Origin of the sequence: Chryseobacterium sp. ERMR1:04, assembly GCF_001297705.1 — a bacterium.
Taxonomy (GTDB): Bacteria; Bacteroidota; Bacteroidia; order Flavobacteriales; family Weeksellaceae; genus Chryseobacterium.
The window spans coordinates 1529515-1543082 of record NZ_LIRF01000003.1 but is presented as its reverse complement, the minus strand read 5'-3'; the positions used below and the strand labels follow the sequence as shown (position 1 = coordinate 1543082).

Annotated in this window: 11 protein-coding genes; 6 read left to right on the top strand and 5 right to left on the bottom strand. The window is 33.1% G+C overall.

Annotated features, from left to right (window positions below; genetic code table 11):
* The first annotated feature begins 223 nt into the window (after window positions 1–223).
* Complete coding sequence (locus tag AMQ68_RS06980; protein ID WP_241775069.1) at window positions 224–922, top strand: M17 family peptidase N-terminal domain-containing protein; 699 nt, start codon at window positions 224–226, stop codon at window positions 920–922.
* 61 nt (window positions 923–983) lie between these two features.
* Here the strand turns inward: AMQ68_RS06980 and AMQ68_RS06975 are convergent, their stop codons facing one another.
* Window positions 984–2357, bottom strand: a complete 1374-nt coding sequence (locus AMQ68_RS06975; RefSeq protein ID WP_054509846.1) for an ATP-binding protein — start codon at window positions 2355–2357, stop codon at window positions 984–986.
* The gene (locus AMQ68_RS06970; protein WP_054509845.1) at window positions 2350–3981 is read right to left on the bottom strand and encodes a DUF262 domain-containing protein; all 1632 of its coding nucleotides are present in this window, start codon (window positions 3979–3981) and stop codon (window positions 2350–2352) included. The genes AMQ68_RS06975 and AMQ68_RS06970 overlap by 8 nt, the downstream gene beginning before the upstream one ends.
* A 176-nt stretch (window positions 3982–4157) precedes the next feature.
* On the opposite strand from AMQ68_RS06970, the gene AMQ68_RS06965 reads away from it, so the two are divergent.
* Entirely contained in the window at window positions 4158–6278 is a 2121-nt protein-coding gene (locus tag AMQ68_RS06965; protein ID WP_054509844.1) for a type IA DNA topoisomerase, read from the top strand.
* Window positions 6279–6557: 279 nt separating this feature from the next.
* A complete protein-coding gene (locus AMQ68_RS06960; protein WP_054509843.1) occupies window positions 6558–6980 on the top strand; it encodes a PaaI family thioesterase in 423 nt (140 codons plus the stop codon).
* A 117-nt stretch (window positions 6981–7097) separates the two neighbouring features.
* On the opposite strand, the gene AMQ68_RS06955 is transcribed toward AMQ68_RS06960, so the two are convergent.
* From AMQ68_RS06955 to AMQ68_RS06945, 3 genes are all read right to left on the bottom strand, one after another.
* Window positions 7098–7835 (bottom strand): hypothetical protein, encoded by a 738-nt coding sequence (locus tag AMQ68_RS06955; protein ID WP_054510048.1) that lies wholly within the window; start codon window positions 7833–7835, stop codon window positions 7098–7100.
* Between the two features lie 80 nt (window positions 7836–7915).
* On the bottom strand, window positions 7916–9262 hold the full coding sequence (locus AMQ68_RS06950; RefSeq protein ID WP_054509842.1) for an MFS transporter: 1347 nt from the start codon (window positions 9260–9262) through the stop codon (window positions 7916–7918).
* A gap of 11 nt (window positions 9263–9273) precedes the next feature.
* Complete coding sequence (locus AMQ68_RS06945; RefSeq protein ID WP_054509841.1) at window positions 9274–10704, bottom strand: mannitol dehydrogenase family protein; 1431 nt, start codon at window positions 10702–10704, stop codon at window positions 9274–9276.
* Window positions 10705–10885: 181 nt separating this feature from the next.
* Between AMQ68_RS06945 and AMQ68_RS06940 the strand changes: the two genes are divergently transcribed.
* The 3 genes from AMQ68_RS06940 (at window position 10886) to AMQ68_RS06930 (ending at window position 13522) form a co-directional block, all read left to right on the top strand.
* Window positions 10886–11911 carry a LacI family DNA-binding transcriptional regulator gene (locus tag AMQ68_RS06940; protein ID WP_054509840.1) on the top strand — a complete coding sequence of 342 codons (1026 nt, stop codon included), beginning with the start codon at window positions 10886–10888 and terminating at the stop codon, window positions 11909–11911.
* Window positions 11912–12106: 195 nt separating this feature from the next.
* Complete coding sequence (locus AMQ68_RS06935) at window positions 12107–12589, top strand: RNA polymerase sigma factor (RefSeq protein ID WP_054509839.1); 483 nt, start codon at window positions 12107–12109, stop codon at window positions 12587–12589.
* A gap of 111 nt (window positions 12590–12700) precedes the next feature.
* On the top strand, window positions 12701–13522 hold the full coding sequence (locus AMQ68_RS06930; RefSeq protein WP_054509838.1) for a FecR family protein: 822 nt from the start codon (window positions 12701–12703) through the stop codon (window positions 13520–13522).
* Window positions 13523–13568: the final 46 nt, after the last annotated feature.

Sequence of the window (13568 nt, the reverse complement as noted above, 5' to 3'; positions counted from 1 at the left end):
TCCAAGGCTCATCCCCAATCTGAATTCATCAGATGGAGAATATAAAACTCACATAAGAATTGAAATCGAAGATTTTCAGAAAGCTTAAGTGAACTTTTCAATAGAATGCTTTTAACTTAAAAATAACTTAAGTGTTAAAACCTTTTGTGGTTAAATTTTTAATGAACCTAAATATTCTATTAAAAATGACACTCAAAAATAATTAATGCTAAAAATTAAAATCATGAAAAATTTCATTTTATCATTTGCAGTTGGTTTATTATCATTGACATTAACTGCCCAAAATACAACACCTGTCGGAACATCAAAAAACTGGGGCTCCGTTGACGGAATTTCAATGATTGGATTGGTGCAGGGACCATCTTCCGCGGATGCTCAACTACAGGTTGCCTGTGTTTTTGAATATACAGAAAATGACATTCATAGCGCTCAGGCGTTGCCCGCAAGCTTGAATGGATTAGTCCATTTGGATGAGGCTTTGAAAGGTGAGTTCACCAAGATCAGACAGTCAGGGCAATTTCATGGACATTCATTGGAAACGATTTTAATTACGCCTCCCGTAGGTTCTCTATCAGCAAAAAAGCTGTTGTTGATTGGCTTGGGTGACCGAAATAAATTCACTCCCGAACTGATGACTTCCGTAGGTGAAGTGGCCGCTCGTGAAGCAATGAGATTAGGTGTAACCAATTTCGCATTTGCCAGTGATCTGAAAGATGCTGGAATTGATTCTCCAACCGCTCTGGTAGCCGGAAATGTAGTCAAAGGGATTGTATTGGCCAACCGTTCTGAAACTTATTTAAAAGAACACAAACTTTCAAATACCAAGAAATTAGAAAAAGTATATCTGTTGGCTGGTCCGTCTTTCTTTGAAGTGGCAGGTGGCGGAATTAAAGATGCTATTGTAGAAGTGAATAAAAAATAATGAAGTTAGATTCATTAATATTGTTGACAGTTCTCTTTTTTAAGGCGGGCTCGTATTACATTTAAATTGTAGTAATGTTTTTTTCTACAAAATCTTTTAAAAATTTCTCCATTTTTTCTAAAAGTTCTAGTGATTGAGTGATTTCATTAGTTGTAAATGTAACCATACCAAGGGTGCCGTGAGACATGGGATGCATCGTAACTTTTTGATAAAGTTTTAGTTCTTTGAGAATATGTTGAAAATTACTAAATTCAGCATTTTTATACTGAGAAATTTTAACATTTAAATTAGCAGATAAATTATTGTTGACTGTAATAATGTTTTGTAATTCATCAATTAAATCAGAAGCTGTGTTCCCATCTTTATAATAAACAGGCTTCCCATTTGTTAATCTTTCTAAAATTTTTTTACTATCTTCTACAGCTCCTATCATTAATATTTTAGAGAACTCATAAAGAAGAATTTCAAATTTTTTACGGATTCTATTTCCAATTTCTTCTATATCTTGTGTAGTACTAAGATAGTCTTCCTTAATCTTACTAACTCTTTCAATATTATTTTTTAAATATAACTTATGTTGATTATTTATTTCATAAAGATTTCCAAATATCCAATTTTGATTATTTACAATTTCTCTTACTAGAAAAACTATCAGATTGAAAAAACTAATATTATGTGTCAAAATAAAAGATTGAAATTCCGAGAATTTTTCTAATACATATTTAGCAATAAAAGTACGATTTGAACTATCTAAGCTAGTTATAAAATCATCTAATATTAAAATTCTTTTTTTTGAAGTATCTTGAGCAATTAAAATTACATTGAAAATTAATAATAAAACAATTAAATTAAGTTTTGCTTCATTGAAAAATTTTTTTATATCCGATTTCCTTTCAAGATTTTTCTTTGGATCTATTATTTTGATAGCAAAATCATCTTCATTATCTATTTCAATCTTTATGTCTTCTTTAAACTGTAATAAAGTTTCATTTACATTTTCTTGGACTTGTAAATAATGCTCATTACATAGATTTCTAATGTCTGTTATATTTAAATGTAGTTTTTCTAATAAACTAATTAAATTTATATTATTTTCAATGAAAATCTCTTCAAGAGATATCATAAAAGCTTGATAATTTTTCGTATCAAAAGTATTATGATTTATTTCATTAACTATAATTTCAAAATTCTGATTATTAATTTTATTATTATATGATGCCCATAAATCACTTTTATTTTGTTCATATTCTTCAGGAGTTATTTCAGTAGATAAATTTTTCTCAATTCTGTCTTTAAAAAAAATGATTTTTAGACATTCATAAATTGAACTTTTACCTGATCCATTTTCTCCATATAATAAAATATTTTTATTATTTAATTCTAATGTTATTTGTTGCTGAAAAGCTTTAAATTTTTCAAACTTGATTTTATTCATGGTTACCTTCGAAAAAATTTATTAGGGTTTCCTTTATTTTAATGTCTCTTTCCAAAAATTCTAAAAATGTATAATCTCCATTTGAAAAAAGAGTTTTAACCTCATGTATATTTGATGTAGAATAATATTCTTTCTTTCTATTAATATCTATACTTTTTTTTGGGATATCTAAAATAATAGAATTGCCTAAATTTTCTATTATTTCGGATAAGTTAGCATTTTCCCAATCCCCTTTTAATAATGGTTTATCTTTTAAAGTAACAATTCTATCAACATTATAAGATGATATTGCTTTAGGGTACAATAAATAAAAAGCTAATAACGAGAATCCTTTTTTCAACCTTCCTAAATAGTCAAAAAGGTTAAATGGAACATCTTGATAATAATTGTTAATTTCTTGTTTGAAGGATATTTGTTTAATTATATTATAAATTTCAAATTTCACAGAAGTTGTTGAACCTTGATAATAAATATATCTTACTAATGATTTAATGAAATCTATAAAACTCGGATTAATTTTTATGTCATTAACAAATAAATAGTTTACAATAGCATATTTAGGGTACTGATTAGTATAAGCGTCAATAATTTGTAACCAAGTTGCTGATTCATTTTCAATTATTTTTTCTTTATTTAAAAACTCTAAAATTTCTACAATTTTAAACAAATCAGTCAAAACTTCTTTATACTTTTTCAGTTCAAAGGGAGAGTAATTTTCTCTAATAAAGAACTCTCGTAAATTTATTTCACCAGATGTTATAGCTTCTTTTCCTCTAATAATATGAGAATAATATCTGAAAATATCATCAATCTTTAAATTTAAATTATCACAACCACTTTTGAAATCGGTCCACAAGTCTATGAAAATTTCTTGTTCATTTATTTTTTTTGCTCTATCATACAATTTAGCTTTAAAAATGTCAGCATCTTCTAGGTTTAGACCTCTATTATTTATTGTTTCAAAAATAGTTAATGCTTTTTCATTAGCCTCGTCTTGAGTTTTTCCAGTTAATTCTATTGGTAATAAATAAACTTGAGTAAGTAAATAAGAAATGAAATCTTTTAAATTATCATTATTTGATTTATAGAAGCTAATCCAAGAATAAAAATACAAGATATTTTTTTCAAATTTATTTCTGTTTTTTTTTTCAATTATTCTCTTATGTTTATCAGAATTTTTTTTAAAAGTATCTATTAGATTTTCTAAGGTATAAGCTAATACATTTTGTAAGGATTCATTATCATCGGCTTCAAAAATGTTGGATTTAATTCTGGGAATATTATTTGATCCTTCCCAATCTTCTTTTTCCAAAAGTTGAGATAAAATTTTTAATTCAGGTTGAAAAAGAGATAATACTTTTATAAGTAACAATAATGTAATAAGCCTTTGTTGTCCATCTACAATTTCTAATGAGTTTTGAGTCTTCTCACTTTTTGCTATTATTATATTACCTATGAAATAATCTTCATTACTTTTAAATGAATTTAAAATATCCGTGTATAATTGAAAGCATTGATCATATTCCCAAGAATAAGGTCTTTGATATGTAGGAATGATATATTGTTCTTCAATCTTAAATAGTTTAAGCAGATTTTTTTGTTCAGCATTTAATGAAAGAGCCATTCGAATATTTTTTGTAATTTAAATCCTAGTTTTATAAAGATTTTAATAACAGTAAAGATAGAAAACTTAGATTAATTTTTGTAATATTTTTTATATCAAAAATATTTTTTAATCCGTTTAGAGAATATCAAAAAAAATCCCGATTTTTGCAACCCTTTCAATAATCCCCGAAATTCATGAAACTTTGTATTGCCGAAAAACCCAGTGTTGCCAGAGATATCGCCAAAGTATTGGGAGCAACCACGCCTAAACAAGGGTATATGGAAGGAAACGGCTATTGTGTAACATGGACGTTCGGACATCTTTGCACCCTAAAAGAACCTCACGACTACGGTCCTCAGTACAAATCCTGGAATTTATTTTTACTGCCGATTATTCCAAATAATTTTGGGATCAAACTAATTCCCAACAAAGGCGTTGAAAATCAGTTTAAAGTGATTGAGAGATTGGTGGAAGAATGTGATGAGGTGATCAATTGCGGGGATGCCGGGCAGGAGGGAGAACTCATTCAGCGTTGGGTATTGCAGAAAGCAAAATGCAACAAACCCATTCAGCGTTTATGGATTTCTTCTCTTACCGAAGAAGCCATTAAAGAAGGTTTTCAAAACCTAAAACCGGCCGAAGATTACAAAAATCTCTATCTCGCAGGAAATGCAAGAGCGATAGGAGATTGGTTATTGGGAATCAACGCGACCCGACTTTTCACCAAAAAGTTTGGAGGAAATAAAGTAGTCCTTTCTATCGGAAGAGTGCAGACTCCGACGTTGGCGATGTTGGTTCAGCGTCAGAAAGAGATCGAGGCTTTTAATACGGAAGAATATTGGGAACTGAAAACCAAATACCGTGACGTTATTTTCAACGCGGCAATTGACCGTTTAAAAACCTTAGACCGCGCAGAAAAAGGCTTGGAATATCTTAAAGTAAATCCTTTTGAGATCGTCTCTTTTGAAATTAAAGAAGGAAAAGAAAAGAATCTAAGGCTTTTTGACCTGACCGGACTTCAGGTGGAAGCCAACAAAAAATATGGTTATTCTGCAGACAGTACCTTAAAATATATTCAAAGTCTTTACGAGAAAAAACATGTGACCTATCCGCGTGTTGATACAACCTATTTATCGGAAAGTTTATATCCGAAAATTGAAGGGATTCTTCGAAAAATGTATTTCTATCAGGAACTGATTACCCCTTTATTAGAAGCGCCAATTCCAAAATCGAAAGCAGTTTTTGATGATGCAAAAGTAACGGATCACCATGCGATCATTCCAACGGAAGTTCCGCCTTCTCAAAACTTGAGCAGGGAAGAGAAATTGGTGTATGACCTGATTGCCAAACGTTTTATTTCGGTATTTTACCCTGAATGTAAAATTTCAAATACTTTGGTTGAAGGTAAGGTAGGAACCATTCCGTTTAAAACAAGTGGAAGGCAGATCCTTGAACCCGGCTGGAGAGCAGTCTATGCAAAAGACGCCAAAGAAGAACCGGCTGATAAAGAAAAAGATAAGGAAGAGGAACAAACCATTCCTGAATTCGTTGCCGGAGAAACCGGACCCCATGATCCGATGATTCACCAGGGTAAAACGTCACCGCCAAAACCTTACACAGAAGCAACGCTTCTGAGAGCGATGGAAACTGCAGGAAAACAGGTGGAAGACGAAGAACTTCGTGAACTTTTAAAAAATAACGGGATCGGAAGACCATCCACCCGAGCCAACATTATAGAAACACTTTTCAAACGACAGTATATTGAAAAGAAAAGAAAAAATCTAATTGCCACGCAGACCGGAATTCAATTGATTGATACGATTGAAGATGAATTGCTGAAAAGTCCTGAATTAACGGGGGAATGGGAATTAAAACTTCGTAAGATTGAAAGTGGTGAATATGAAGCCAATCAGTTTAAAGAAGAATTGATCCAAATGGTAACAGAACTGACCAAAAAAGTGGTGGACGGAAAAGGAAAGGTCATCATGTTGCAGGAAGAAGAAAAAGTAGTTGAAAAGAAAAAGAGAGAACCTGCGGTAAAAAAAGAACTTCAGACTTGGGAAGAAACCAAGTGCCCGAAGTGTAAAGAACATAATTTAATTAAAGGAAAAACCGCTGTCGGCTGTTCTGATTTTAAAAATTGTGGCTTTAAGATTTCTTTCGATATTTTCGGGAAAAAGATTTCAGATAAGCAGCTACTCGATTTAGTGTTAAAAGGAAAAACTTCAAAATTGAAAGGATTTACAACCCATCCGGAAAGTTTAGCAGAAGGAGTTTTATTGTTGTCTGATGATTTTCAGGTTCAGCTTGGCTAAGTTTTAAACGCAAATAACACGAATGTTCTTCACGAATAACACAATATTATTTTCAACAATATCAATAGGAACGGGCTTTAGCCCGTTTTCATTTTAAATACCTTCAATTGGCTTTAGCCAAAACTTACTGTAAATAAAATGAGATGCTTCGACTTCGCTCATCATGACATTTCTAATACTAACCGTATTATTTAACCGCAAATTTGTCGCGATGTCACAGGAGCGGAGTCGAAGCGTCTAAACAACTTTTCACTATCTTTACCCTTCAAATAATAATCAATGACTCCCGAAAAAAAACAACTCATCACCGATAGTTTCAATCGCTCTGAAACCTTAAAATTCTACAAAGCAGAATTACTGGAAGTCGACACCGATTTCATTTCCATGAAAATTCCAAAAATGGAATTAATGACCAGAAAAGCAGGAATGTTCAACGGGGCAATGATTGCTTCTTTAGTGGATGTTTCTTCAGGATATGCGGCGGTGAGCCACTATGAAAAAGATTGTTATGTAGTCACAGTGGAATTAAAAGTGAATTATCTTCGTCCTGCGATTGGAGAGGCTTTGGTTTCAAAATCGTATGTGGTGAAAGGAGGGGCAAAGATCAGTGTCATCAGAACAGAAATTTATGTTGTTGATGAAAATGGAGAATCAGAAAGTCATGTGGCCACTTCATTGGTTACGATGATGAAGATAAAATAAAAATCTATTCAAAGAGATGCTACTAAATGCTCTTTCTTAATAATATAGTATTCGGAAAAGCTCAAACCTAACAGGTTTTTAAAACCTGTTAGGTTTTTTTATCGTAGGACCTCTCCTCTAAAACGAATAAGCCTGAACAGAAAACTGCAAATACGCATTATTCCCAACAGGATTCCACATTCCCCAAATTCCGACAGGAAGTTTGTAACCAGCAATCATGAACGTTTTAGAGACGATTAAACTTACTTCAGTAATACCATCTTTTTTAGCGAAAAAATTGCTTTCTTCTCCGGCATGATTTAAGGCAAAACCATAGCCAACCCTTGTGCGGACTTCCAGATTTTCATCTTCTTTTTTATAAACAGGATATTCTGCGGAAATGAATGACGAATATTTGTTTTCTGTGTTGTCTTTATTTCTGTCTCTACCGAAAACGACGGTGTTGGCACTTAAGGTTAAAGGAATTTTATCACTGATGGTGTAAAAAGACCTTAAATCCCAGAAACGGCCTGTTTCGCTGGCATTGTAATTGAAAAATTCTTTGTTATTGTAAGTGGCATTGGGCGAGAAATTATAAATATCCCAAAGTTCTACCGTAAGGTGCTTATTTTTATAGCCAACGTAATTGTTGAATTCTTTGTATGAGCCGTCTACATTTCCTCCTGTCCAAAATCCGCCATAGAAATTTTTGCCGTCTACATGAATATCTCCTGTGTAAACTAAGCCTGAAGAAACTTCCAAACCGCGCCACAAATGGCTGTTTCTAAGTTGTAATGCAGAATGAATTTTTTGGCTATACAGCAATGAGCTTCCCATGATAATGCTAAAGATTATCAGTAATTGAGTTCTGATCATGATATTGTGTTTTGGTTGTAGCATTCTACATCCGATACATCAATACCGGATTATAGAATGTGCAATTGAAAATTAAAAGGTTAGGTAAGTAAGTCTTTTTCTCTGATTTTAGATCCGAATAAGGCATAGGATAACATCAGTAATTCGCAAACTACAGTTAATATCCAGGTCCATCTCCAAGATCCTAAAGCATCTGCCAGTCCACCTTGAACAAGCGTGAATACAGCTCCGCCAAATACCGCTGAGATGAATACGCCGGATGCTTTTGAAGTATATTTATTCAATCCTTTTATAGAAAGAGAGTAGATGCAGCTCCACATAGAGGAATGTAAAAGTCCGATGGCAACAAGGAACCAAAGATTTTGAGTGATCATGGAGGCGATCGCAAGAATGGTTGCAAGGATAGTGGTGGTAGCCAACTGTGTTTTAGCAGAAATGTGGCTCAGAAAGCTTGAAATAGATCTTCCTACTAAAAATCCGCCCCAATATAAAGTGGACAATAATGCGTGGATTCCTAGGTCCATTCCACCAATCATAATATCTGTTTTTCCAAAAAACGTGATGGGATGGCCAGATTCCATTAATTCAAAAGCATGAAGATTGATATTGGCTCCGATAGCAACTTCTGTTCCCACATAAAAGAAAATAGCCACAACGCCCAGTGCAAAATGTCTGAATGACCAAATGCTTCTTTCCAGTTTTTCTCCCGCCACAGCTCTCGTGTTTTCAATATCCGGAAGGTGCAGTTTTCTGGTGATGAGCATAACAGTTAAAATGCAGGCAATTAAAACAGAAAGAGGCAATAATAATTGTTTGATCTCAATATTCTCAATAGAAATTCCACTGAACATCACAACGGTCACGAAAAACGGAGCAGAAGTCGTTCCGATGGAATTGATCGCTGTTAAGATATTTAATCGCTGTACAGGTTGTGTTCCTTTTAATTGATAAGACGCTGCATAAGGATTCACTACCACCTGAATGATCGCCGCCGAGGTTCCCATTAAATAAGATCCTATTACGAAAATGACAAATCCAAAAGGGATCACTGCATCAGCAATACTAAAGTCAAGATCAGGAAATTTAAACCCAAACCAAGACGAAAAAAGGTACATGAAAAGTCCTGAGATCATAAATAAAAGTCCTCTCAGAATAGTATTTTTATATCCAAAAGCGTTTACCCATTTACTTCCCAGTGTTCCGTTCAGAAGATATCCTAAAAAGAAAAAAAAGGAAATTAAGGTGGTAAAAGTATTCTTTAAACTTCCTGCATGAGACAGGAAAGTGAATTTCAAAGGAGCCTGCAACTGTTCATTGACGGTAGTTAAAAAACCGACAATAAAGTAGATAAAAGTAATAATAGCAAAGGGAAATATGCTGTTATTGGTCTTGTTATCGAGGGATTTTATATCTGAATTTACGATCATAATAGGAGTATTTAAAGAGATTGTAAAACGATTGTAACGCCTTCATTTTTAATGTTTTTCACGAAATTAATATATAATTCTGTGAATTTTTCTGATGAAGAGAGATCAATACTTTTAAATGCGGATACCTGTAAAAAATCAATAGGATCATCACTTGAGATTAATTTTTCATCATTTTCAGTGATCCACGGTTCGGCAACTTCATAAGAATGTCCTTTATCATCCACTTTATATTTTAAGTAATGTCTGTAAGCTGCAAACAGAAAAGCAATACGGATGAGGTCTTTATCATCACCAATCATTTTAGTAAGATTCGGGAGAATGTAAACCGGAAATTTTGAAATGCCATCAAAACACAATCTGCTTACCTGGTCGCTCACACTGTGATTCGAAAAACGCTCTATCAAAGTCTGTTTATATTTTTCCAAATCGGTATTTTCAGGAGCGGGAACATAAGGAGTGATATCAATATCCATAAAATTGCGAACCAATTTGATAATGTCCTGATCCTGCATAGCTTCATCTACTTTTCGGTATCCTTTTAAAAATGACGGATAAGAAAGTAGGGTATGAGAAGCATTCAGAAGGCTTAATTTCATATTTTCAAAAGCGGTTACATCCTGAGTAAATTCTACCCCAACTTTTTCCCAGGCAGGTCTTCCCGCGATAAATTGATCTTCAATTACCCATTGCGTAAAATCTTCACAGTAAACGGGCGCTTTATCCTCAGTTCCGCTTTTCTCATTTAATCTGATAACATCTTCCGGAGTGGTGGCCGGCGTAATTCTATCTACCATACTGTTAGGGAAAGTAACGTTGGTTTTTACCCATTCTGCCAGCTCTTTATCCTGCGCCTCAATAAAAGTGGTAAAAGCTCTTTTTGCAGTATTCCCGTTGTGTTGAAGGTTGTCACAAGAAAGGATGGTAATGCTTCCGCTTCCATCTGTTTTCCTTTTACGAAGTCCTTCTGCTACAAATCCGAAAACACTTGTTGGGCTGTTCGGGTTGTCCAGATCATGTTTAATTTTTTCATCATTTAGATTAAACGCATTCGTTTCTTTATCCAAATTATATCCTCCTTCGGTAATCGTTAAGGTGATAATTTTAATCGCAGGATCAGCAATTTTATTGATCACCGCTTTTGGGTCTTCTACACCCCAGATTAATTCTGTTAAAGAACCGATGCTGTATATTTCATCTTTGCCATCTCTTCCGCAGATCGTTAAAGTATAATCAAGATCTTGTGACCTCAAATTGGTTACAATTTTTTCATCAGAAGGGAGTAGGCAAACACCACAGATTCCCCAATGCTGCTGGTCTTCATGCTTCAATAATTCATTGGTATAAAACTGTTGATGAGCTCTGTGGAAATTCCCTACACCAATGTGCAGAATGCCTGATTGTATGCCTTTGGAATCGTATTGGTAAGCTTGTATACTCATGTGAAAAATTTTATATATTTTTTTAATATTAGTCGATTTCTCAAACTTATATTAAATTGTTTGTTGATAATGTTTTTTATTTGATTTTTTTTTATGGGAACGTTCCCAAAACTTTGGGAACGTTCCCATTTGCATATTTTTTATGTATTTTTGATGAAAATATACCTAAAAAAGACACGTGATGAGTAGAATTACCCTTAAAGATTTATCCAAATTCTTATCCTTGTCCACCTCTACGATATCAAGAGCGCTATTAAATGATAAAAATATCAATGCCGAAACTCAAAAAAGAGTATTGGAAGCAGCCGAAAAATTAGGGTATAAGCCAAACACTACGGCATTAAGTTTAAAGTACGGCCAGACAAAGAATATTGGTCTTGTGGTTCCCGAAATGATCACGCCTTTTTCTTCAAAAGTATTGCAGGGAATTCAGAATATTTTATACCCGTTAGGCTATCGGGTCATCATTACACAATCCGACGAAAACCCTTTAATTGAAAGGAAAAATCTACAGCTTTTAGAAGAGTTTAATGTAGATGGAATTATCATTAATCTCTGTCATGAAACCTATAATGAAGATGTGTATAAAGAGATGATGGATAGGGGAATTCCGCTAGTTTTTTTTGATAGAATTCCGAGTAAAACATTGGAGGTTTCAAAAGTGGTAGTAGATGATAATATCAAGGCATCTTTGGTGGTTGAACATTTGATTAATACAGGGAGAAAAAGAATTGTCCATATCATGGGACCCTCTACGATCCGTAATGCGGTTGAAAGAGAAATGGGCTACAAACGTATTTTAAAGAAACACAATATTTTTGATCCTGAGTTGATCATAAAAACAAACGGAATGATGTTCGAAGAAGGGGAGCATGCCGCAAAACATCTACTGGACAGGAAAATTGAATTTGACAGTATTTTTGCATTCAGTGATACATTGGCAATCGGAGCCATGAACTATCTTTTGGAGAAAGGAATAAAGATCCCCGAACAAGTGGCTGTAGCAAGCTTTTCTGGAACCGAATTGGCAACCATCGTTCATCCGAAACTCACCAGTGTACAGCAACCTTTGGTGAAAATGGGGGAAGCCGCAGCAGAATTAATATTAGAAAAAATAAAAGATATTTCAGCGCCGAACCAAACAATTGTGATGGATACTGAATTAATATACCGGGCTTCTACTTTTTCTGAATCTGATAAATTGTAGGATAATATATTGAATAAGTTGTTGATTTGTAATTGTTTTACTGTTGTTTGCGTTGTTCTAAGGATTCCTTTTTTTATTGATTATTAGTTGTTTTTTTCTTATATTTATCTCAGGCACAATCGCTAAAATTAATATAGTATTAATCAACAAAGAATTAATAATAAATACTTTTGCGAGGCTGTTTTAGGAATCACAATGACGAAGTCTTTCAAAAAAATATATTCTGAATATAAGCATAGGGTTTATTTCTATGTAAAAAAATATGTCCAGAGAGATGAGGATATAGAAGATATTGTTCAGGATGTTTTTGTTCATATTTGGAAATATCTTCAGAATGACAATCAGAACATTCCCATTGAGGCTATTATTTTTAAAACCTGTAAACAGGAAGTCGCCAATTTTTACCGTAAAACTAAACAAGCTTTTACCATCTCAGAAGAGAACCATAACCCTGAGCAATTGGATGAAACTCTTGATGAAGTATCAAGAGAAGAGCAGATCCGGAAAATAGAAATGCTATTGGATCAATTACCTAAAAAAGCAAAAGACCTTTTTATTCAACATAAGATTGAAAATCTGAGCTATTCAAAACTGGCCAAAGAAAATAATATTTCTAAAACGGCTATTGGAAAGCAAGTCAATAAGGTTATTAGCTATCTAAAAATCAACCTACAATAATTTCTTTGAGTTCTCTATATGAACTAAATATTAAATCTTAAATTCTAAGGTTTACGATTTTACTTTTCTGCGTATTACTTAATAAAGAGCTTTTATGGCTTTAGACAGATTATGAATTCAGAAAAAGAAGATCACGAAATATGGATTTCTGTTGGTGATGAACAAAAGAGAATAGATGATGCTACAGATCAAAGAATCTGGAGTGGCATTGAAAATAAAATCAACAAGAAAAGATCAGTAAAGAAAATGTACTGGGCTGCGGCTGTGCTTATTCCTTTGTTGACGATGTTATTTTTCTACTCATCAACACAAAAAAAAAAATCGGAAGCAGCATCAGAATATGTATTTGAAACTTTCGAGAAATCAAAAACTTTTACATTGCCGGATGGAAGTATTATTCAATTAAAACCTAACAGTAAACTTACTCTGAACAAAAAATTTGGAGCGCGCAATAGAGAGGTGATTTTTACAGGGCAGGGAAATTTTAAGATTACGAAAGATAAAACCAAACCTTTTAGAATTAATGCCGGAGATTTTCATGTACAGGTTTTGGGCACTCAGTTTTTTTTAGATCAGAGATCTCCCGAAAAGAAAGTAGAATTATTTGAAGGAAAAGTAAAAATTGAAAATAAGAAAAATATAACCTATTTGCTACCAAAAGAGATTTGGACGAATGATAAGCAAAACAGAGAACATCATTATTTTAATAAAGAAAAAGAAAAACATTTTGCCTTTAGTAATGAAAATTATTCTGAAGCCATTAAGGAGCTAGAAGAGACTTACAACATAAAAATAAAGTATCCTGACCAATTTCAAAATAAAAAAGTGAGCGGATCTTTTACGGGAAATCTTAATGAGGTTCTTTCTGTAATAAGTTTTCCATTTCATTTAAAACCAGATATTATAAATGAAGAACAAATAGAATTAAAATAAAAGGCACCGATAATGGGGGTTATCGATGCTGAAAATTAATTTAAAT

Excerpts from the sequence above, each read along its gene's own strand:
- AMQ68_RS06980 (WP_241775069.1), top strand. The coding sequence starts at position 224 with ATGAAAAATTTCATTTTATCATTTGCAGTTGGTTTATTATCATTGACA.
- AMQ68_RS06975 (WP_054509846.1), bottom strand. The coding sequence starts at position 2,357 with ATGAATAAAATCAAGTTTGAAAAATTTAAAGCTTTTCAGCAACAAATA.
- AMQ68_RS06970 (WP_054509845.1), bottom strand. The coding sequence starts at position 3,981 with ATGGCTCTTTCATTAAATGCTGAACAAAAAAATCTGCTTAAACTATTT.
- AMQ68_RS06965 (WP_054509844.1), top strand. The coding sequence starts at position 4,158 with ATGAAACTTTGTATTGCCGAAAAACCCAGTGTTGCCAGAGATATCGCC.
- AMQ68_RS06960 (WP_054509843.1), top strand. The coding sequence starts at position 6,558 with ATGACTCCCGAAAAAAAACAACTCATCACCGATAGTTTCAATCGCTCT.
- AMQ68_RS06955 (WP_054510048.1), bottom strand. The coding sequence starts at position 7,835 with ATGATCAGAACTCAATTACTGATAATCTTTAGCATTATCATGGGAAGC.
- AMQ68_RS06950 (WP_054509842.1), bottom strand. The coding sequence starts at position 9,262 with ATGATCGTAAATTCAGATATAAAATCCCTCGATAACAAGACCAATAAC.
- AMQ68_RS06945 (WP_054509841.1), bottom strand. The coding sequence starts at position 10,704 with ATGAGTATACAAGCTTACCAATACGATTCCAAAGGCATACAATCAGGC.
- AMQ68_RS06940 (WP_054509840.1), top strand. The coding sequence starts at position 10,886 with ATGAGTAGAATTACCCTTAAAGATTTATCCAAATTCTTATCCTTGTCC.
- AMQ68_RS06935 (WP_054509839.1), top strand. The coding sequence starts at position 12,107 with ATGACGAAGTCTTTCAAAAAAATATATTCTGAATATAAGCATAGGGTT.
- AMQ68_RS06930 (WP_054509838.1), top strand. The coding sequence starts at position 12,701 with ATGAATTCAGAAAAAGAAGATCACGAAATATGGATTTCTGTTGGTGAT.